Source organism: Anaerobacillus sp. QJM3NY_32 (assembly GCF_056173645.1).
Genome location: NZ_CM149684.1, coordinates 2989130 through 3009192, shown reverse-complemented (window position 1 = coordinate 3009192; position 20063 = coordinate 2989130). Strand labels below are relative to the sequence as shown.

The following is a 20063-nucleotide window of genomic DNA, read 5'->3' as shown; positions in this document are numbered from 1 at the left end:
AATGATAAAACGTATTCTGTCATCAGCATTAATAATGACACTAATTTGTATACTAGCAGTTCCTGATCTTGCCAGTGCATACTCTTATGGTGACCCAACCGAAGAGAAAGTAGCTGAAGCATACAGTGAGATGTCTGCAAAACTTAATGAATCTCCTCCGAATTTTGCAGAAGCGAATAAAATTTTTGCTTCCGTTAAAGACGAAATTCAATTACATATGGGTGAAGATGCGGTTCAAGCTGTTCAAAAGGAGCTAGACAACGAAGACAAGGAAGCTGTTATAACGAATATGCAGCAAGTCCTGGTCTTAAATATTTCACGTCGACTTGAAAACGCTGAAACAGATTTTGAAGAATATGATACAACAAGAAAGCTAGTTGGCAAAGCAGATGCCACATATAAAACGCTCTCTCCCGTGGTAAAACAAACGAATCCCGAACTTGATGAAAAGATAAAGAATGAATTTGAGGTATTGCTTGATTCGCTTGGTAACCCTGGCCTTTTTGGAGTGGGGGAGAAAGATTCAGATGAAGAGAAATACGCTGAAAGTAAGAAAGTTATACTTGATGGACTAAAAAATCATTTTGATATGAAATCAGTTGAAATTGGTCACTTTGGAGAAAGTGCAACAGAGGATGAAAGCGCTGGTAGTGAAAAAACGGATTGGACTGATCTCGGTCAGCTATCGAATTGGGTGCCAATCGTTATTCTCATCGTTGTGATTGCAGGAGTAGTAATTTACACAACAAGAAAACGGCGACGCTCCTAAAATCTTTGTTTACGGAAAGGGGAAAGTTTAATGGAAATTCAGGCATTACTGATCATGTTCAGAGAAGTACTTGAAGCGCTTCTCATAATTGGAATCATAACTACCTATATGAAACGAATGGGACAGTGCCAGTATAATAAATATGTCTGGTTAGGTGCTGGGCTTGCTGTAGTTGCAAGTGTAGGCGTAGCCATGTTGTTCCAGGTTGTTTTCACCGGGTTCGCAGCGATGGGAAGCGAGATTTACCTGAAAATTTCCATTATGCTAATCTCCGCCGTATTATTAACTCAAATGGTATTTTGGATGGCTTCACATAGTCGCAATCTTAAAGGAAAGACAGAAGGGAAAATGACGGAATACATTACAACGGGTAACGTGGTAGGTATGGTCATTCATTCTTTTCTCGTTGTCCTTCGTGAAGGTGTAGAAACCGTATTTTTCTTTGCTGCAATTACTGGTGGCGATATTGGTAAAGGATTTGAAGGATGGGGAGCGATTACTGGAATCTTGATTGCTTCCGCTGTATCGTACTTTTTCTTTAAGGGCACGATGCGCATTCCGCTTAAATCGTTCTTTAAGATTACTGGAATCTTTATTGTACTTATTGCCGGTGGCTTATTTGTACAGGGAATTTCGATGATGCAGGATATTAAACTAATTGGTAGCGTAATGCCTCATGTATACGATCTTACATGGTTCTTGCCAGAACATCCGATTGACTACGCGCATTATGTTCGTGATCATGGTGTGGCACCTCTTCTCTCAGGAGACATTGGAATTTTCTTTAAAGCGTTGTTCGGTTACTCTTCAATGCCTTCCATTGAAGAAATCATCGCGTACGTTGGTTATTTTGCAGTGATTTATCTTCTTGTGAACTCAAAGAATGAACCTGTAAAATCAGAAGTGAAAGAACCGAGTAAAGCGATTTTTAAAGCGACAAACGAAATGAAGCAATCGACAGTTAAATAAATTTCCAAAGTGCAAGGCGAATTTCTTCGTCTTGTACTTTTTTTCATCGGAGGTATTTAAAAAGGATAGATTAACGTATGACCCATACCAAAAATTATAAAGGATGATTAGGATTGGATCGATCAGGTAGATACCTTATACGAGCTAGAAGCATTAAAATACTCATCTGGCTGATTTCAATGAGCAGTATCTTGTTGATTATTTGGTGGAGAACCGCCTATGCAACTGAGTTACCACGTTCTTGGGATCAAGTCGATTTCTCACTAGCCCTAAATCGATTTGATTTATTTGCCATGCAACCTCACTTTCCCGGATATCCCTATTTTATTCTAGGTGGGATGTTGTTAAATAAATGGATAGGAAATCCCGTTGAGGCTTTAACGTTATGGAATGGACTATTAATGTCGCTTTCTATGTATCCAGCATATGCAGTTAGTCGCTCTTTTCTTTCAAAAACACTTAGTATGGCATCAGTAGCTCTTATTCAATCAATGGTATTTGTCAACGTGTTAACCATTCAACCGATGAGCGAGGCGGCAGCGGTGGCTATTCTATGGTGGTACTTATGGAGTTTGCAAAAAGCATTTCATCGCGAACATTCATTCACGAGCATCGTTGTCGCTTCTTTGTTGTTTAGTTTACTTTTAGGAGTTCGTTTATCTTATTTACCTTTTGGTGTCGGCCTTCTACTACTATTAATACAGAGAAAAAAGCAGCATAAGTCCATTAAATCCTACAGTTTATTTTTACTCACCCAGGTCGGTATAGCCGTCATCTTTCAATTAATTTGGGTAGGGGGTCTTGCTGCTTCTGAAGGTGGCGTAGCTGCATTTTTACAGCTAGCCTTTGGGTTCTCTGAAGGTCACTTTGAAGAGTGGGGTGGAACTGCGGTTTCAGCCTCAGCCCCACTTTTGGAACGAATATCACATCTGATATTGAATAATATAGTTTGGACAGGTCTTAGCGGTCAATCGCTAATGATTTTACTACTATATCTAACCTTTTTTACGTTCATGATCTTCCAAGGGGTGAAAAATAGTGGGAGAACATTGCGAGAAATTTCATGGTTTGGATGGGCATTTGTCGCTATGGCATTTAGCTATTTTCTATGGGCCCTTTTGGCACAAAACATTGATAAGCCAAGACATATCCTGCCTCTACCTGGGATAATAATGCTAGGATTTCTCTGGATAGGGTTAGGAAGACAGGGTAATAACTCAACGAAAATAATGCTTGGTTTAGCCGTAATGATTAGCATACAATCACTTTTTTCCTATTCAACAATGAAAGAAGCAAACGATCCAGCAGCTGTTTATCAATTGATGGATTATGTAGAGCAAATTAACGAGCCGGTCATTGTGTATACTTGGGAAGAAACTAGGGTAATGTCCTATAACAAGGTGTCATTTGAACACGAACAAATTTATACGTATTCAACCTTTCTATCTGATCTTCAATATTATGATGAGCATCGCGTATTTTTAACAGGACAGGTTCTCGATGGATTTAAGAAACAGAATATATCGATGGATGGTCAGATCAAAAAGGTCAAAGAATTCCAATCCTCCACATTGTATGATCCTGTCTATCATGACATTGTTTTATATGAGTTCTTAAGATAATAGAAAATTGAGGTAATGTGTTACAATGAGAGGGGAACATAGATACGCCTTGAAAAGGAGTAGTGAGGTGAGGCAGCATGGAACAACATCTTAAAAATAAGCTAGCAATCCTTCCTGACCAGCCCGGGTGTTATTTAATGAAAGATCGCCAGGGAACGATTATTTATGTTGGGAAGGCAAAGGTGCTAAAAAATAGAGTCAGATCTTATTTTAGTGGATCACACGATGGAAAAACGCAGCGGCTTGTAAGTGAAATACGTGATTTTGAGTATATCGTAACCTCCACAAATCTTGAAGCTCTTATTCTTGAACTTAATTTAATCAAAAAACATGATCCGAAATATAATGTGATGCTTAAAGATGATAAAAGCTATCCTTATATAAAAATAACGGCAGAAGAACAGCCCCGCTTAATTACGACACGTAAAATAAAAAAAGATAAAGGTAAGTATTTTGGTCCATATCCGAATGCTTATGCAGCTAGTGCAACAAAGAAGCTTTTGGACCGACTATATCCTTTACGTAAATGTCGTAAAATGCCTGATCGCGTCTGTCTTTATTATCATATAGGCCAGTGTTTGGCTCCATGTGTCAACGACGTCTCTAAAGAGCAAAATAAAGAGATGATTGACGGGATTACGCGTTTTCTAAACGGAGGTCACCAGGAAGTTAAAGAAGACATAGAAAGAAAGATGACCACAGCATCTGAGAATATGGATTTCGAGCGAGCAAAAGAGTTTCGTGATTTAATGTTTCATATTGATAAAGTTATGGAAGTGCAAAAGATCCAATCTAACGATGGTATTGATCGGGATATTTTTGGATATAGTTTCGACAAAGGATGGATGTGTGTTCAAGTTTTCTTTGTACGACAAGGGAAGTTAATTGAGAGAGATGTTTCACTTTTCCCTTTCTATAATGATGCTGAAGAAGATTTCTTAACTTATATCGGTCAGTTCTATCTTCAACAAAATCATCCTAAGCCAAAAGAAGTATTGCTTCCTCAGCAGGTTAATGCTCAAATGGTAGAAGAACTGCTACAAATTCCAGTTCACCAGCCAAAAAGAGGCAAGAAAAAAGAGCTTGTCGAGCTTACAATGAAGAATGCGACCATTGCCATTAATGAGAAATTTTCATTAATTGAACGCGACGAGAAAAGAACGATTGATGCTGTTGAAAACTTGGGAGAAAAGCTTAATATAGAAGCTCCGCTCAGAATTGAAGCTTTTGATAACTCGAACATTCAGGGCACGAACCCTGTATCCGCTATGGTTGTTTTTCTTGATGGAAAGCCAAAGAAAAATGAGTATCGCAAGTACAAAATCAAAACAGTGGAAGGACCAAACGATGTAGGTTCTATGAAAGAGGTTGTGAGAAGAAGATATTCAAGAATGCTTAAGGAAAATGGTCCGCTTCCTGACTTAATTATTATTGACGGCGGAATAGCTCAAATACAGGCGTCACAGGATGTGCTCGAGAATGAGCTTGGTCTGGACATACCGGTTTGCTCGCTGACGAAAGATGAGAAACATAAAACGTCTCATCTTCTTATTGGTGATCCTCCTGAAGCTGTTTATCTACCAAGAAATAGTCAGGAATTCTACCTGTTGCAAAGGATTCAAGATGAAGTACACCGATTTGCGATTACGTTTCATCGACAGCTTCGAGGAAAATCGATGCTTAAGTCAAGTCTTGATGATATTCCCGGTATCGGAGAGAAGAGAAAAAAGAAGCTGCTAAATCATTTTGGATCGATCAAAAAGATGAAAGAAGCAAGCGTTGAAGACTTACACAACGCAGGACTACCAATGAATGTTGCAGAGGAAGTAGTCGCTCGATTTGAAAGTCAATCAAATTAATTTGTAAGAACATGTTGCGGCATTCACGTAAGTTCGTTATAATGAGTGAAATTTAATAGTTCCACACTTCGAAAGTTGAAGTGATGGTAGAGGCGCAAAAACCAATAGTAAGCTTACTGAAGAGTGTTAAGACTCAGTGATAGGAGCTGAAAGGGGGATTTGCCGAAGTGGAAAGACGCTTATCCGTCTGAAGCTGGATCTGTATTGAATAAGTGCAGAGCTGTCATCCAATACCTACCCGGGAATTGGATGGAGAACTATCTCACAAAGGGACGTTTTCTTGGATTTGTTATGAAAACAACAGTGAGGTTTTTCTCATTGTTGTTTTTTTATACTTTAATAAACACTTTACAAGTTTAAAGTATAAAAAATGAAGGCTATCGCTATTTCAATCTGGTGAGTGGCCGAGTTTTTTAATATCCATTTCGACTCTTAGTTAGTGAGTGTTTGTAACGTGCGATGATTACGCACTATGAGGGATAACGAGCTGCATGAAAGAAAGGATGGAGAGAGTGGGACTACGCGTATTGAAATTCGGAGGTACGTCTGTTGGAGATGTAGAGAAAATCAAAAATGTTTCCAAAAGGCTTATGGAAGCTGTAAATAATGGAGATGAGGTTGTTGCGGTTGTTTCAGCGATGGGCAAAACAACGGATGAGCTTTTAGGATTATCAAAAGGGATAACAGCTACACCGTCTGCAAGAGAGCTTGATATGCTTCTAACGACTGGAGAACAAGTAACAACAGCGCTTCTTTCGATGGCATTAAATGAAGAAGGGTACGATGCTATTTCATTAACTGGCTGGCAAGCAGGAATTAAAACAGAGTCGCTTCACGGCAATGCCAGAATCCTCGATATTGATGCATCACGTATGAATCAACACCTTGCTGAAGGGAAAATTGTGATAGTAGCAGGATTCCAGGGGCTAACTGATACGTCTGACATCGCGACGCTAGGGCGTGGTGGTTCCGATACAACAGCTGTGGCGATTGCAGCAGCTCTTAAAGCGGATCGTTGTGAGATATATACAGATGTGGATGGCGTGTATACGACAGATCCTCGATATGTGAAAGGTGCAAGAAAGCTTTCTACGATTTCTTATGATGAAATGCTTGAACTTGCTAACCTTGGGGCTGGTGTCTTACATCCTAGAGCGGTTGAGTTTGCAAAAAACTATAACATCTTGCTTGAGGTCCGCTCGAGCTTTACGAATGAACCTGGAACGCTAATTGAGGAGGTCGTATCAATGGAACAAAATTTGGTGGTTAGAGGTCTGGCTTTTGAAAGTAATGTAACAAAAATAACAATTTCAGGTTTGCCGAATGAGATTACAACACTTCCTTCCTTGTTCTCATCTCTTGCGGCAAATGGTATTAATGTAGATGTGATCATTCAAAGTACAGGAGAGAAAAATACAACGAGTATCTCATTCTCAATTGAAACAGCCTCTCTTGAATTAACTCTTGATGTGCTCCGTCGCATTAAAGTGAAACTTCCCTACGAACATATTTATCACGAATCAGAACTTGCTAAGGTATCCATAGTAGGATCAGGTATGATTTCTAACCCTGGTGTTGCGGCACAAATGTTTGAAGTACTTGCTGAACACGGGGTAGAAATGAAGATGGTGAGTACATCAGAAATCAAAGTGTCAACGATCGTTCCAGAAGATAAAATGATTTATGCTATTGAGTCGCTACACGATAAATTTCAACTAGATGAAAGAACCCCTGTTAAACAAATGTAATCAAAAAGGAGACCACATGTGGTCTCCTTTCTATTCAATCTGATCTTTTGGGTCCCATTTTACTGTGAATTGAATTTCATTCTTTTTATCAGTTTCATAGGATTCAGCGATGCAACGAAGCATATTTTGATATTGTTCAGCAAGAAAACCTGCTTCTAGTTGATAACAAGCATTTCGACTAGTATTTCTTCGCTCAGTGATAAGAGCTGACTGAAGATCAAACGTTACTTCATTCTTTTTTTCTTGTGCAATTGATAATTTACCCCATCCAGCACGCTGAAAAAAATCCTCGATCTCTTCTCGAGTGGAGAGCGGGAATTGCCTAGCCATTTCTTTTCCAGTCCAATATAAAACAGCCGGCTGTTCACTACCAAGAAGTTCAGGAATAAGAACTTCTCTATAAAATTCATATCCAAAAGCAGTTGTTTCTATTTCATGACTATAATCAATCGAGTTTGTGCGCTTCTTAAACATAAATTCCTCCCAGCTTTTCTACAAAATAATTATAACGTTTTATCGACAAATCCTCCATAGCACCATAGATAGAATTTATATATATAGAAAGCGTATTCAATTGAGATATACGCAGGTGTTGCAAGGGAATTTTGAAAAATCTAAATGTACACGTTTTCTTGACGGTCCTAAATGATGGGAGTACAATGGGTATGTCACAATATAATCGACAGAAAGCGATGATTTCTGTGCATGCAAAGACTTCTTTATTAGAAAAAAATGCACTGGCAGATGGTAGCTTAACAACTTAAAAGGGGGACACACAAAACATGGCCGCAAGTCGAGACTTTGTAAGCCGAAAATTGCATTCGCTTCTAGGAGTAATTCCGCTCGGACTTTATGTTACTCAGCATCTCACTGTTAACTATTTTGCAACAAGAGGGCCCGAGGCGTTTAATGACGCAGCTCATTTTATGGAGAGCCTTCCTTACAGGTATTTGCTTGAAATTTTCGTCATTTTCTTACCGCTCTTATTCCATGCGATTTACGGTGTTTATATCGCATTTCAATCCAAAAACAACGTAAGTCGATATGGCTATTTACGTAACTGGATGTTTTATTTGCAGCGGATTTCTGGCGTTATCGTATTAATATTTGTAACTTGGCACGTCTGGCAAACGAGAATACAAGCTGCGATGGGAGCAGAAGTAAACTTCCAAATGATGGCTGATATCTTGTCTAATCCAGGAATGATGATCTTTTACATCGTTGGTGTACTTGGTACTGTCTTCCACTTCGCAAATGGCTTATGGTCTTTCTTTGTAAGCTGGGGCTTCACAGTAACACCAAAATCACAGCGTACGATGACATACGTAACAATGGTCATTTTCGTTGCACTTTCAGTTGTTGGCATGCGCGCATTATTTGCATTCGTTTAAGAAAGTGAACTGTCTTCACCACGTCTGATACATAACTTTCAGACAGAGCCAGCATTTAAGGGGGAACTGTTCTTATGAGTAAAGGTAAATTAGTGATAGTTGGAGGCGGCCTTGCAGGTTTGATGGCTACCATCAAAGCTGCGGAAGCTGGAATGCAAGTAGATCTTCTTTCCATCGTTCCGGTAAAACGTTCTCACTCTGTATGTGCGCAGGGGGGAATTAACGGGGCTGTTAATACAAAAGGAGAAGGAGATTCTCCTTGGGAGCACTTTGATGATACAGTTTATGGAGGAGATTTCCTTGCAAATCAACCTCCAGTAAAAGCAATGTGTGATGCAGCACCTGGTATCATTCACTTAATGGATCGTATGGGCGTAATGTTTAACAGAACACCAGAAGGTCTACTAGATTTTAGACGCTTTGGTGGAACACAACATCATCGCACTGCTTTTGCCGGTGCAACAACCGGGCAACAGCTTCTATATGCGCTTGATGAGCAAGTTCGTCGCCATGAAGTAGCAGGCCTCGTTACAAAATATGAAGGATGGGAATTTCTCTCCGCTATTTTAGATGATGAAGGTGTATGCCGAGGAGTTGTTGGTGAAAACTTAACAACTTCTGAAATAAGAAGTTTTGAAGCAGATGCGGTTATTATGGCGACTGGTGGACCAGGTATTATCTTCGGTAAGAGTACAAACTCTGTTATTAATACAGGTTCTGCTGCTGGTGCGCTTTATCAGCAAGGGGCTATTTATTCTAATGGGGAATTTATTCAAATTCACCCAACAGCAATCCCTGGTGATGACAAGCTTCGTCTTATGAGTGAATCTGCACGTGGCGAAGGTGGCCGCGTTTGGACGTATAAAGACGGTAAACCATGGTATTTCCTTGAGGAAAAATACCCAGCATATGGAAACCTTGTACCGCGTGATATTGCTACGAGAGAAATTTTTGATGTGTGTGTTAGTCAAAAGCTTGGTATTAATGGAGAGAACATGGTTTACCTTGACCTCTCACATAAAGATTCAAAAGAGCTTGATGTTAAGCTTGGCGGTATTATTGAAATTTATGAGAAATTCATGGGTGACGATCCTCGTAAAGTCCCTATGAAAATTTTCCCTGCTGTACACTATTCAATGGGTGGTTTATGGGTTGATTTTAACCAGCAGACTAATATTCCTGGGCTATTTGCTGCTGGTGAATGTGATTATTCTCAACACGGTGGCAATCGTCTTGGAGCAAACTCGCTATTATCTTCTATTTATGGTGGCATGGTTGCTGGTCCAAATGCGGTTGACTATATTAATGGATTAGAAGCAACGGTTGAGGATCTCTCTTCTTCATTATTTGAAAAGCATCAACAAGAAGAGCAGGCAAAGCAGGACGAAATCATGAAGATGAATGGAACAGAGAATGCTTATCAAATTCATAAAGAGCTTGGCGAATGGATGACAGCTAACGTAACGGTTGTAAGAAACAACGACAAGTTAAAGGAAACAGATGAGAAAATTCAAGAGTTGATGGAGCGTTACGAGAACATCAATATTAATGATACATCCAAGTGGAGTAATCAGGGGGCTTCATTTACTCGACAATTATCTAACATGCTTCAGTTGGCACGGGTAATTACAATCGGGGCCTTAAACCGTAACGAAAGTCGCGGTGCTCACTACAAGCCTGAATTCCCTGAGCGTAATGATGAAGAATTTCTTAAAACAACAATGGCTAAATACGATGCAGTCAACAACAAACCAGAATTCTACTATGAAGAAGTAGATACATCATTAATTCCACCTCGTAAACGCGATTATTCTAAGAAGAAAGCGGGGGATAAATGATGAGTGAGAATAAAACTGTCACACTTAAGATAAAAAGGCAGGATGGACCTGAATCTAATTCATATGAAGAAACGTTTACGATTCCATATCGTCAAAATATGAACGTTATTTCTGCTTTAATGGAAATTCGTCGTAATCCAGTTAATGCAAACGGTGAGAAAACTACACCTGTTATTTGGGAAATGGGTTGTCTAGAAGAAGTATGCGGAGCTTGTTCGATGGTCATTAACGGAAAACCACGTCAATCTTGTACTGCTTTACTAGATCAACTTGAGCAACCAATTCGCTTAGAGCCAATGACCACATTCCCGGTTGTGCGAGATCTTGCTGTAGATCGAAGCAGAATGTTTGATGCACTTAAGAAAGTGAAAGCATGGATTCCGATCGATGGTACCTATGATCTTGGACCTGGTCCGAGAATGCCTGAGAATAAGCGACAGTGGGCATATGAACTATCAAAATGTATGACATGTGGTGTTTGTCTTGAAGCGTGTCCGAATGTAAATAGTCGCTCGGAGTTTATTGGACCAGCTGCTATTTCACAGGTTCGATTATTCAACTCACATCCAACAGGTGAGATGAACAAAGAGGAGCGTCTGGAAGGCTTAATGGGAGAGGGTGGACTTGGGAACTGTGGTAACTCACAGAACTGTGTGCAATCTTGTCCGAAAGGAATTCCACTAACAACTTCTATTGCTGCAATGAATAGAGCAACGTCACTTCAAACGTTCAAAAACTTTTTTGGAAGTGATCACTAGGAAAAGATCCCCTACAAGGGGGTCTTTTTTTAGTTTCAGATAATTCTTAAGCTATGTTAGCTTATACCGTGGGTTCTCGATTTTTTCTGCGAAGCGATTGATCATGACAGAACTTAATTGATTCTAAGATCTACAGCTTCTTTAAAAGAGCCAAGTCTTAAGAAAAGAATAAAACCTTATTACGATATTTCTCAGGAAATGATGAAGAAGAACGAAGGTTGTCATAATAAATTCTCTAAACTGTTTTTATGCAATGTGTGAATTAATGTAACACGTAAGATAGAAATTCATATATTGTATGGACTATATAATTTCAATCGAAGTTGCTTTGTTGCCCTATCGAGGAGGGTGGAATGTTGAAAGGGAACCACTACCGACCAAAGCCACTATTAACCAAAAGAGAAAGAGAAGTTTTCGAATTGCTTGTTCAAGACAAAACGACAAGAGAAATAGCAGAAGAATTGTTTATTAGCGAAAAAACAGTTCGGAACCATATTTCAAACACGATGCAAAAGCTGGGGGTAAAGGGGCGTTCTCAGGCTGTTGTCGAATTGCTTCGACTGGGAGAATTAGAAATATAAAACTGTGCCGGCTTAAAAGCCGGTTTTTTCTTTTGTGAAACGTCATGTTTGCTTATACTGTTAATTCTAGATTATTTCCTCATTCGAGTTAAATGTCATTCTGTGAAAAAGAATCAATGAGATACATAGGAACTTAAACTTCATGATAAAGGGTAAGGAAGAGAAATTTATAGAGATGAGTCTATGAAGTGAGTAGGTTAAAATAAAAAAGAATGAATAGTATGTTAAGATAACAAAAAGGCATGTAACAAGATGGTTTCATGCGAAGAAGAGACACTTATACAAAAAGCGTAGCTTATTAGTAGATTTTCTTTTGTATGATAATGACATAATAAAATATCGGCATATGAAATGAATGGAAGATAGAAAAATATCTTCGGGTTGTTATAAATGAAGCAATAGATTATGATATCAACTATATTACATGAGTAAGGGGCAACCTATTGGAACGTTTTCTCATTGACGTTCGATCTGTTATTTACTATCATTAGTACGTTCATAATCACAAATGAAACCGGTTTAATGAGGGGAAATTGAACATGAATGGTGAATTTGAAATAAAGAAAATTCTAAATAATAATGTCGTAATTGCCGTTTCGGAGAATAATAATGAAGTCGTTTTAACGGGAAAAGGGATTGGCTTCAATCAGAAACAAGGCGAAAGACTCGATGAATCCAAAGTAGACAAGTATTTTGTTCTTATAGATAAGCATGAGCAGGAACAATATAAGTTATTAGTTCCACATGTCCCAGAATCTTTTATCGGCATGATGAATGATACTATTTCGCTAATCGGAGATAAGCTGGATGCGGAGTTAGACGAGCATATCCACGTTTCCTTAACGGATCACCTTTCCTTTGCGATTAAACGCCTTCGTCAAGGATTGGATGTAAAGAATCCTTTTCTAGTCGAAACGCAAACAATGTATCCAAAAGAGTATACAATTGCTGAAGAAGTGATACAGTTAATTAATCATAAGCTTGATGTGGCTCTTCCTGATGGAGAGATTGGGTTTGTTGCGTTACACATTCACAGTGCCATTACCAATAGAAGCGTAGGTAAACTTAACAAATATTCCGCTTTAATTAGTCAACTCGTTAAAGTAATTGAAGAATCTCTTCGAATTGAAATTAGTCGGACAGGAATTGATTATTTGCGTCTTGTACGTCATCTGAGACATGCGATTGAACGTAGTGAGTTAAATCAACCCGTGGAAGCGCATGAACGATTAGAAAAAGTGTTGAAAGAAGAATATCCAGTGTGCTATAATCTGTCATGGAAGTTGATTAAAATTATGCAGAAGGAACTTCGTACGAATTTTCCTGATGCAGAAGCGGTCTACTTAACGATGCACTTGCAAAGGCTTTCTCCTAAATAATTTCATACTTAACGGTAACGTGTTACTGATACGATCAGGCATGAGTGAAGCCGGAATGACAAAAACTGATTGGGGTATAGTATATCCTGATTGAGTTGTCATACCGTCCACTCATGCCTTTTTTATATTCGAATTTTTTGGGGGAAAAATAAAAGGAGGAAAACACATGTTTAAACAGGCTTTCGGGGTTTTACAGCGCGTTGGTAAAGCGCTAATGCTTCCAGTTGCAATTTTACCTGCTGCTGGACTATTACTAGGTTTTGGTAATGCATTTCAAAATCCAACTTTACTTGAAAAACTACCGTTCTTGTCAGCTGAATGGTTCCAGCTTCTTGCTACTGTCATGGAGGAGTCTGGTGGGATAGTATTTGCTAACCTTGCACTACTATTTGCGGTTGGTGTAGCAATTGGATTATCTGATGGAGACGGCGTTGCGGGTATTGCAGCAATTGTAGGTTTCCTTGTTATGAATATTACAATGGGTGTACTTGAAGGTGTATCAGCTGATCAAGTTGCTGAAAGCGCATCATATGCTAATGTGCTGGGTATACCTACATTACAAACAGGGGTTTTCGGAGGAATTATTGTCGGTATTCTTGCCTCCTATATGTATAAACGGTATTATAATATTCAACTTCCTCAATATCTTGGTTTCTTTGCTGGGAAACGATTTGTTCCAATTGCTACGGCGGTTTCAGCTTTGATTCTTGGTGTAATTATGATTTTCGTTTGGCCACCTGTACAATCTGGCCTAAATGCTTTCTCACACAACATGCTTGATGCTAATCCAGCTCTTGCTGCATTTGTATTCGGTGTTATTGAACGGTCGTTAATTCCATTTGGACTACACCATATTTTCTACTCACCATTCTGGTTTGAGTTTGGACAATATACAAATGCTGCTGGTGAAATCATTCGAGGAGATCAAAAGATTTTCTTCGAACAGTTGAAAGATGGTGCTGAGTTAACTGCTGGTACATTCATGACTGGTAAATTCCCGTTTATGATGTTTGGTCTTCCTGCAGCAGCGCTTGCTATGTATCATGAAGCTAGACCAGAAAAGAAAGCGGTTGTAGCAGGAATCATGGGCTCGGCTGCACTTACTTCATTCTTAACGGGGATAACTGAGCCGCTTGAATTTTCTTTCTTATTCGTAGCTCCAGTCCTTTTTGGAATTCATGCGATTTTTGCAGGTCTTTCTTTTATGACAATGGCTTTACTTGATGTTAAAATTGGTATGACTTTCTCTGGTGGTGTCATTGATTTCCTTCTATTCGGAGTACTTCAAGGTAGAACTGCCTGGTGGCTTGTTATTCCAGTAGGGTTAGTATTCGCATTAATCTATTACTTCGGCTTCCGTTTTGCGATTCGTAAGTTTAACTTAATGACTCCTGGACGAGAAGAAGATGAAGAGGATGAAATTGCTGACGATGGTCAGGATAATACAGCGCTTGCTTACAATGTGCTTCAAGCTCTTGGCGGTGAAAGCAATATTACAAGTCTTGACGCTTGTATTACACGACTTCGTGTTTCTGTTTCAGATAAAGGCGAAGTGGATAAGAAGCGTTTGAAACGTCTTGGTGCATCAGGTGTTATGGAAGTAGGAAATAACATTCAGGCTATTTTTGGAACGCAGTCCGATGGTTTGAAAGGACAAATCAGAGATATCATGAGTGGAAAAACACCAAAGCCACTTCAAGATGAGAAAAAAGAAGAAAAGAGTGAGCAAACTTCTGGAGTGAAGGGTGCTGATCATCTTATTTCTCCTCTAGAGGGTAAGATTATGCCAATCACGGAAGTGCCTGATCAGGTCTTTTCTGGTAAGATGATGGGAGACGGTTTTGCGATTGAACCAACTGATGGCTTGATTGTCGCACCGGTTGATGGCAAAATAATGAATGTGTTCCCAACGAAGCATGCAATTGGTATTGAGTCTGTTAATGGACGTGAGATTCTAATTCACGTTGGAATTGATACGGTTAACCTCAAAGGTGAAGGTTTTGAAGTATTCATTAGCGAAGGCGATGAGATTAAGCAAGGACAGAAGCTTATGAAGGTTGATCTCTCATTTATTAAAGAGAATGCAACATCAACTATTACGCCTATTGTATTTACTAACCTTGAAGAGGGAGAAACAATTGATCTTTCGAAAGAAGGAACTGTTTCTCGGGAAGACAAAGATATTATTACAATATCAAAATAAAAAAATATAACATTTGAAAGAGGGAATTGAAAATGGCAGAGAAAAATTTCACAGTAACAAGCGAATCAGGAATCCACGCACGCCCAGCGACAGCACTAGTAAACAAAGCAGGTCAATACAGCTCTGACGTAACGCTTGATTACAACGGGAAGTCTGTAAACTTGAAATCCATCATGGGTGTTATGAGTCTTGGTATCCAACAAAATTCTGAAATCACTATCAAAGCAGAAGGATCAGATGCTGACGATGCGATTGCAGGACTAACTGAAGTTATGGAAAACGAAGGTCTAGGCAAGTAATGTCTAACCAACTGACTGGAATTGGCGCTTCTGCGGGAATTGCTATCGCTAAAGCGTTCGTACTTGAAAATCCGGCACTTGAAATTGAACAAAAGTCAATTACTGATGCTGGTGCTGAAATTGAACGTTTTGAAGCGGCCGTTCATCGTGCTAAAGAAGAACTAGAAGTCATTAAGAATCACGCCAATGAACAGCTCGGAGAAGATAAAGCAGCGATTTTTGCTGCTCATCTTCTCGTTTTATCTGATCCAGAGTTGTTGAATGCAGTGAAAGATAAAGTTAATAATGAAAAAGTAAATGCTGAAAGTGCAATGAGTGAAGTTTCCAATATGTTTATTAGCATGTTTGAGAACATGGATAATGAGTATATGAAAGAACGTGCTGCTGATATTCGAGACGTATCTAAACGTGTACTGGCTCATTTACTTGGCGTTACGTTTACATCTCCAGGAGCAATCACCGATGAAGTTATTGTTCTAGCTGAAGATCTCACTCCTTCTGACACTGCTCAATTAAATAAGCAGTTTGTTAAAGGGTTTGCGACGGATATTGGTGGTAGAACATCTCACTCTGCTATCATGGCGCGTTCAATGGAAATTCCAGCTGTCGTTGGAACGAAAACCATTACTTCTGAAGATGTGGAAGGTAAACTAGTTATTATTGATGGTATCGATGGTAATGTGATCGTTGATCCTTCTGAAGAAGAAATTGCGGAATATACAAAGAAAAAGGAACACTTTGAAGCTAAAAAACAAGAGTGGGCGAAGCTTGTTAATGAGCCAACAACAACGAAAGATGAGAAACATGTTGAGCTTGCAGCAAACATCGGAACTCCTGAAGATGTAAAAGGTGTCCTTGAAAACGGTGGAGAAGGCGTCGGCCTTTATCGTACTGAATTTCTATATATGGGCCGTAACGAATTGCCATCAGAAGAAGAGCAGTTCAAGGCTTACAAAGAAGTTCTTGAAAAAATGGATGGTAAGCCTGTCGTAATCCGTACACTTGATATCGGTGGAGATAAAGAGCTACCTTACTTAAATCTTCCGAAAGAAATGAATCCATTCCTTGGGTTCCGTGCGATTCGTCTTTGCCTGGAAGAGACGGAAATTTTCCGTACTCAGCTGCGTGCACTTCTTCGCGCAAGTGTTTTCGGTAACTTGAAAGTAATGTTCCCTATGATTGCAACTGTCGGTGAATTCCTTCAGGCTAAAGAGATGCTTCTTTCTGTTAAAGAGGAGCTAATCGGGGAAGGTATTCAGGTATCAGAAGATATTGAAATTGGTATGATGGTTGAAATTCCTGCAACGGCGGCAATGGCTGACGTTTTTGCTAAAGAAGTTGATTTCTTTAGTGTTGGAACTAACGATCTTATTCAATATACGATGGCTGCTGATCGTATGAATCAAAAGGTATCTTACCTTTACCAACCATATAATCCTGCAATTCTTAGGCTTGTTAAAATGGTCATTGATGCAGCTCATAAAGAAGGCAAGTGGGCTGGTATGTGTGGTGAAATGGCGGGAGATCAGATTGCGATCCCAATCCTTCTTGGTCTTGGACTCGATGAATTCAGCATGAGTGCTACTTCGATTTTGCCTGCTAGAAGTCAAATGACGAAGCTATCTAAAGAAGAGATTTCTTCTCATATCGATCACATTCTTTCACTTGCAACAAATGAAGAAGTGGTTGCCTATGTACAAGAACATTTCGCAACGGAAGAGCTATAGGAAACTATAGCTCTTCTTTTTTTATTTACATATGTTCATGATTCGTTTTTGGGCAATGATGAATTCCGTAAGTCTTTTACGCTACTTCTTATACATGGGCATATGAATAAGAAGTTAGGAGGAGTCATCTCTTGCAATTCATATCGGTTACAATCAAAATAGAATGTAAGATATTATAAGGGGGAGACTAGATGTCTGAAGAATTAACAAGAGAACCAGCGTCAATTGTTGATATAGAGAAATCACTTCGTATGGTTGCTGGTATTATTAAACAACATGGACGGGAACTTTTGAGTGAATTTTCCATTACACCTCCTCAATTTCTTGCGCTCCAATGGCTTTCTGAATACGGTGATTTAACTATTGGAGAACTGTCTAATAAAATGTATCTTGCCTGTAGTACGACGACGGATCTCGTGGATCGTATGGAAAAAACGGAGCTAGTAAAACGAGTGAAAGACCCACACGATCGACGAGTCGTACGAATTCATATATTAGATAAGGGAAATGAAATAATTAAAAAAGTGATTCATAAAAGACAGGTCTATTTGGAAAACATTACCCAGAAATTCTCGGGGGATCAAGTAAAAGCACTTGAAGAAAGTTTGCATTTACTTTATGACGAAATGAAAAAGAACTAACTGGACCGGTAAGTAGAGAGGCGAAATATTTTGAAGAAACCAATCGGGGTTATTGATTCAGGTGTTGGCGGACTAACGGTAGCAAGAGAGATTATGCGACAGCTACCAAAAGAAGAAATTGTTTATTTAGGTGATACAGCAAGATGTCCTTATGGGCCAAGAACGGTTTCTGAGGTGAGGCAGTTCACCTGGGAAATGACGAATTACCTATTAGAGCAATACCATATTAAAATGCTCATTATTGCTTGTAATACTGCGACCGCTGTCGTTCTTAAAGAGATTCAAGATGAACTATCTATCCCCGTAAGAGGTGTTATTCATCCTGGAGCAAGAAGTGCTTTGAAAGAAACGACAAATAAGTATGTTGGAGTAATTGGAACGACTGGTACTGTAAAAAGTCGAGCTTACGAGTACTCCCTTAAAGCTATTGATAATGATATTAAAGTGGAAAGTCTTGCGTGCCCTCCCTTTGTGCCGCTGGTCGAAACCGGAAATCTGAACAGTGAAGAAACGTATCAGACTGTCAGAAGCACGCTTGCCCCATTGATGGATAAAGGAATCGATACCCTGATATTAGGATGTACACATTATCCATTATTAGAATCAGTGATTCAATCAGTCATGGGAGACGATACAGCCATTATTTGTTCAGGCGATGAAACAGCATATGAAGTGAGTGGTATTCTAGAGTACAGTTCACTTTTATATACAGGTGATGAACGTCCATCGCATACATTTCTTACAACTGGATCAATTGACAACTTCGCTAGGATTGCGAGCCATTGGCTCGATTATCCTGTAGCTAATGTTGAACGTATCGAACTCTAATCTATCAAAGATTAGAGTTTTTTAGTTATCAAAAAATTAGTCTTTCTCAAAAAATTTCTAGAAATCACCAAGGTTCAATATCGTAGCCAATTTTTGAAGCTCGTATCTCTCCTAATAAATGATAAAACAAGTTATTCAAATTACTCAGGTATAAATTGAAATATAACTCGTATAAATGGTAGTACAAACCATCCGGGGAGGGATAGCTATGCGTTTACGCGGAATTGGGTTCGCGCTATTGTTGCTTTCATGTATATTAACAATATCTGGTTGCGGTTTCGGTTTTGAAAAATCATTAAAGGAAATCGATCCTCCTAAAGTCGATTATGTAAAAGATGGAGAACAGATGGAGGATAATGAGACAGGTGCTACAAAAGAAGGTGAAGTAGAAGAAGCGACGGGTGAAGAGGCGGCTGATGAAGCTAATGGAATGACGACTCGTCAACTCTATTTACTTGATGCCAATGGAATGGTTGTGCCACAGAGCGTTCAACTTCCTGCCGTAGAAGGTGCTGCAAAGCAAGCGTTAGAATACCTTGTTGTTGATGGTCCAGTGACAGAAATGCTTCCTAACGGTTTTAAAGCTGTGTTGCCTGCTGGAACTGTTATCCAGGGCGTTGATCAAGTTGATGAAACGGTGGTTGTGGATTTCTCAAATGAGTTTAAAGATTATGCTGCAGAAAATGAGAAACAAATTCTTGAGGCTGTCACTTGGACATTAACTCAATTTGACGGAATTGAGAAGGTGAAAATTCAAATCAATGGCTATGATCAACAGGAAATGCCTGTGAATGGGACGCCAATCGGTGAGAGTGTTAGCAGGGCAAATGGGATTAACCATGAGATGGGTAATGTGGTTGATGTTTCCAATAGCGAAGATGTAACCGTCTATTTCATGGCTCAAAGTGAAGACTATGCATACTACGTCCCAGTTACAAAACGGATGGAAGGCGTCTCGGATGATGTGCGAGGCGTATTGAAAGGACTAATGGAAGGACCGGCAGTTCATTCCGGCTTATTTAGTCAACTATCTAAAGACGTAAAATTATTGAAGGCTAAAGAGGAAGATGGTTTATTAACGCTAGATTTTAATGAAGCGATCTTAACTGGATCAGAAGAGATGGTTATTCAGAAAGATATTATAAATAGTCTGGTTCTTTCGTTAACCGAGAAGGAAAGCATTAGTGAAGTAGCTATTACTGTTGATGGTCACCCAGAAGTCATTGATGAAGCTGGTAATGCTTTGTCAGAACCAGTTTCAAGGCCAGAAGACGTTAACAAAGTGGGTTTTTAAAATAGAATATGATACGATTAAGAGGCAGGTGTACTGCCTCTTTTTCTATTTAAATGAAGGTTAGTTAGGCTTATTACGTTTAAATTCATGGGTCATCTAGAATTCAGTAACGTTTATTAACATAGTCTAGAAAAGATAAAAGGTAGTTTCATTAAAT

The 20063-nt window shown here is 39.2% G+C and carries 17 protein-coding genes and 1 riboswitch; of the genes, 16 read left to right on the top strand and 1 reads right to left on the bottom strand.

The genetic code is table 11. The features are described 5' to 3' along the window. Position 1 precedes the first annotated feature (1 nt). The 5 genes from AC0VYH_RS15800 (at position 2) to AC0VYH_RS15780 (ending at position 6967) form a co-directional block, all read left to right on the top strand. Positions 2-769, top strand: a complete 768-nt coding sequence (locus AC0VYH_RS15800; protein WP_430243961.1) for a hypothetical protein — start codon at positions 2-4, stop codon at positions 767-769. A gap of 30 nt (positions 770-799) precedes the next feature. Then, positions 800-1738 (top strand): FTR1 family iron permease, encoded by a 939-nt coding sequence (locus tag AC0VYH_RS15795; protein WP_404681417.1) that lies wholly within the window; start codon positions 800-802, stop codon positions 1736-1738. 113 nt (positions 1739-1851) lie between these two features. Then, positions 1852-3360, top strand: coding sequence for a hypothetical protein (locus AC0VYH_RS15790; RefSeq protein ID WP_475372742.1), 1509 nt, complete (start codon positions 1852-1854; stop codon positions 3358-3360). A gap of 77 nt (positions 3361-3437) precedes the next feature. After that, the gene (gene uvrC / locus AC0VYH_RS15785) at positions 3438-5219 is read left to right on the top strand and encodes an excinuclease ABC subunit UvrC (RefSeq protein WP_475365575.1); all 1782 of its coding nucleotides are present in this window, start codon (positions 3438-3440) and stop codon (positions 5217-5219) included. A gap of 79 nt (positions 5220-5298) precedes the next feature. After that, a riboswitch (Lysine riboswitch) is annotated at positions 5299-5487 on the top strand. Between the two features lie 244 nt (positions 5488-5731). Next, complete coding sequence (locus AC0VYH_RS15780; protein ID WP_194219358.1) at positions 5732-6967, top strand: aspartate kinase; 1236 nt, start codon at positions 5732-5734, stop codon at positions 6965-6967. A gap of 30 nt (positions 6968-6997) precedes the next feature. On the opposite strand, the gene AC0VYH_RS15775 is transcribed toward AC0VYH_RS15780, so the two are convergent. Continuing rightward, entirely contained in the window at positions 6998-7441 is a 444-nt protein-coding gene (locus tag AC0VYH_RS15775; protein WP_475372741.1) for a YslB family protein, read from the bottom strand. 308 nt (positions 7442-7749) lie between these two features. Between AC0VYH_RS15775 and AC0VYH_RS15770 the strand changes: the two genes are divergently transcribed. From AC0VYH_RS15770 to AC0VYH_RS15720, 11 genes are all read left to right on the top strand, one after another. Next, a complete protein-coding gene (locus AC0VYH_RS15770; protein ID WP_194219360.1) occupies positions 7750-8358 on the top strand; it encodes a succinate dehydrogenase cytochrome b558 subunit in 609 nt (202 codons plus the stop codon). A gap of 74 nt (positions 8359-8432) precedes the next feature. Further along, positions 8433-10196 (top strand): succinate dehydrogenase flavoprotein subunit, encoded by a 1764-nt coding sequence (sdhA, locus tag AC0VYH_RS15765; protein ID WP_475365572.1) that lies wholly within the window; start codon positions 8433-8435, stop codon positions 10194-10196. Further along, positions 10196-10954 (top strand): succinate dehydrogenase iron-sulfur subunit, encoded by a 759-nt coding sequence (gene sdhB, locus AC0VYH_RS15760; RefSeq protein ID WP_194219362.1) that lies wholly within the window; start codon positions 10196-10198, stop codon positions 10952-10954. The genes sdhA and sdhB overlap by 1 nt, the downstream gene beginning before the upstream one ends. Before the next feature lie 353 nt (positions 10955-11307). Further along, the gene (locus AC0VYH_RS15755; protein ID WP_369810531.1) at positions 11308-11535 is read left to right on the top strand and encodes a helix-turn-helix domain-containing protein; all 228 of its coding nucleotides are present in this window, start codon (positions 11308-11310) and stop codon (positions 11533-11535) included. 539 nt (positions 11536-12074) lie between these two features. Further along, on the top strand, positions 12075-12914 hold the full coding sequence (gene glcT / locus AC0VYH_RS15750) for a glucose PTS transporter transcription antiterminator GlcT (protein ID WP_194219363.1): 840 nt from the start codon (positions 12075-12077) through the stop codon (positions 12912-12914). Between the two features lie 166 nt (positions 12915-13080). Next, positions 13081-15117: a glucose-specific PTS transporter subunit IIBC gene (ptsG, locus tag AC0VYH_RS15745; protein ID WP_194219364.1), complete on the top strand. Its 2037-nt coding sequence runs from the start codon at positions 13081-13083 to the stop codon at positions 15115-15117. 32 nt (positions 15118-15149) lie between these two features. Further along, a complete protein-coding gene (locus AC0VYH_RS15740) occupies positions 15150-15416 on the top strand; it encodes a phosphocarrier protein HPr (RefSeq protein WP_136947743.1) in 267 nt (88 codons plus the stop codon). Then, a complete protein-coding gene (gene ptsP, locus AC0VYH_RS15735) occupies positions 15416-17143 on the top strand; it encodes a phosphoenolpyruvate--protein phosphotransferase (RefSeq protein WP_475372740.1) in 1728 nt (575 codons plus the stop codon). Before AC0VYH_RS15740 ends, ptsP begins: the two co-directional genes overlap by 1 nt. 191 nt (positions 17144-17334) lie before the next feature. Continuing rightward, positions 17335-17784, top strand: coding sequence for a MarR family winged helix-turn-helix transcriptional regulator (locus AC0VYH_RS15730; RefSeq protein WP_194219366.1), 450 nt, complete (start codon positions 17335-17337; stop codon positions 17782-17784). A 30-nt stretch (positions 17785-17814) separates the two neighbouring features. Next, positions 17815-18612 carry a glutamate racemase gene (gene racE, locus AC0VYH_RS15725; RefSeq protein ID WP_430243980.1) on the top strand — a complete coding sequence of 266 codons (798 nt, stop codon included), beginning with the start codon at positions 17815-17817 and terminating at the stop codon, positions 18610-18612. 208 nt (positions 18613-18820) lie between these two features. Next, on the top strand, positions 18821-19906 hold the full coding sequence (locus AC0VYH_RS15720; RefSeq protein WP_430243982.1) for a GerMN domain-containing protein: 1086 nt from the start codon (positions 18821-18823) through the stop codon (positions 19904-19906). Positions 19907-20063 lie beyond the last annotated feature (157 nt).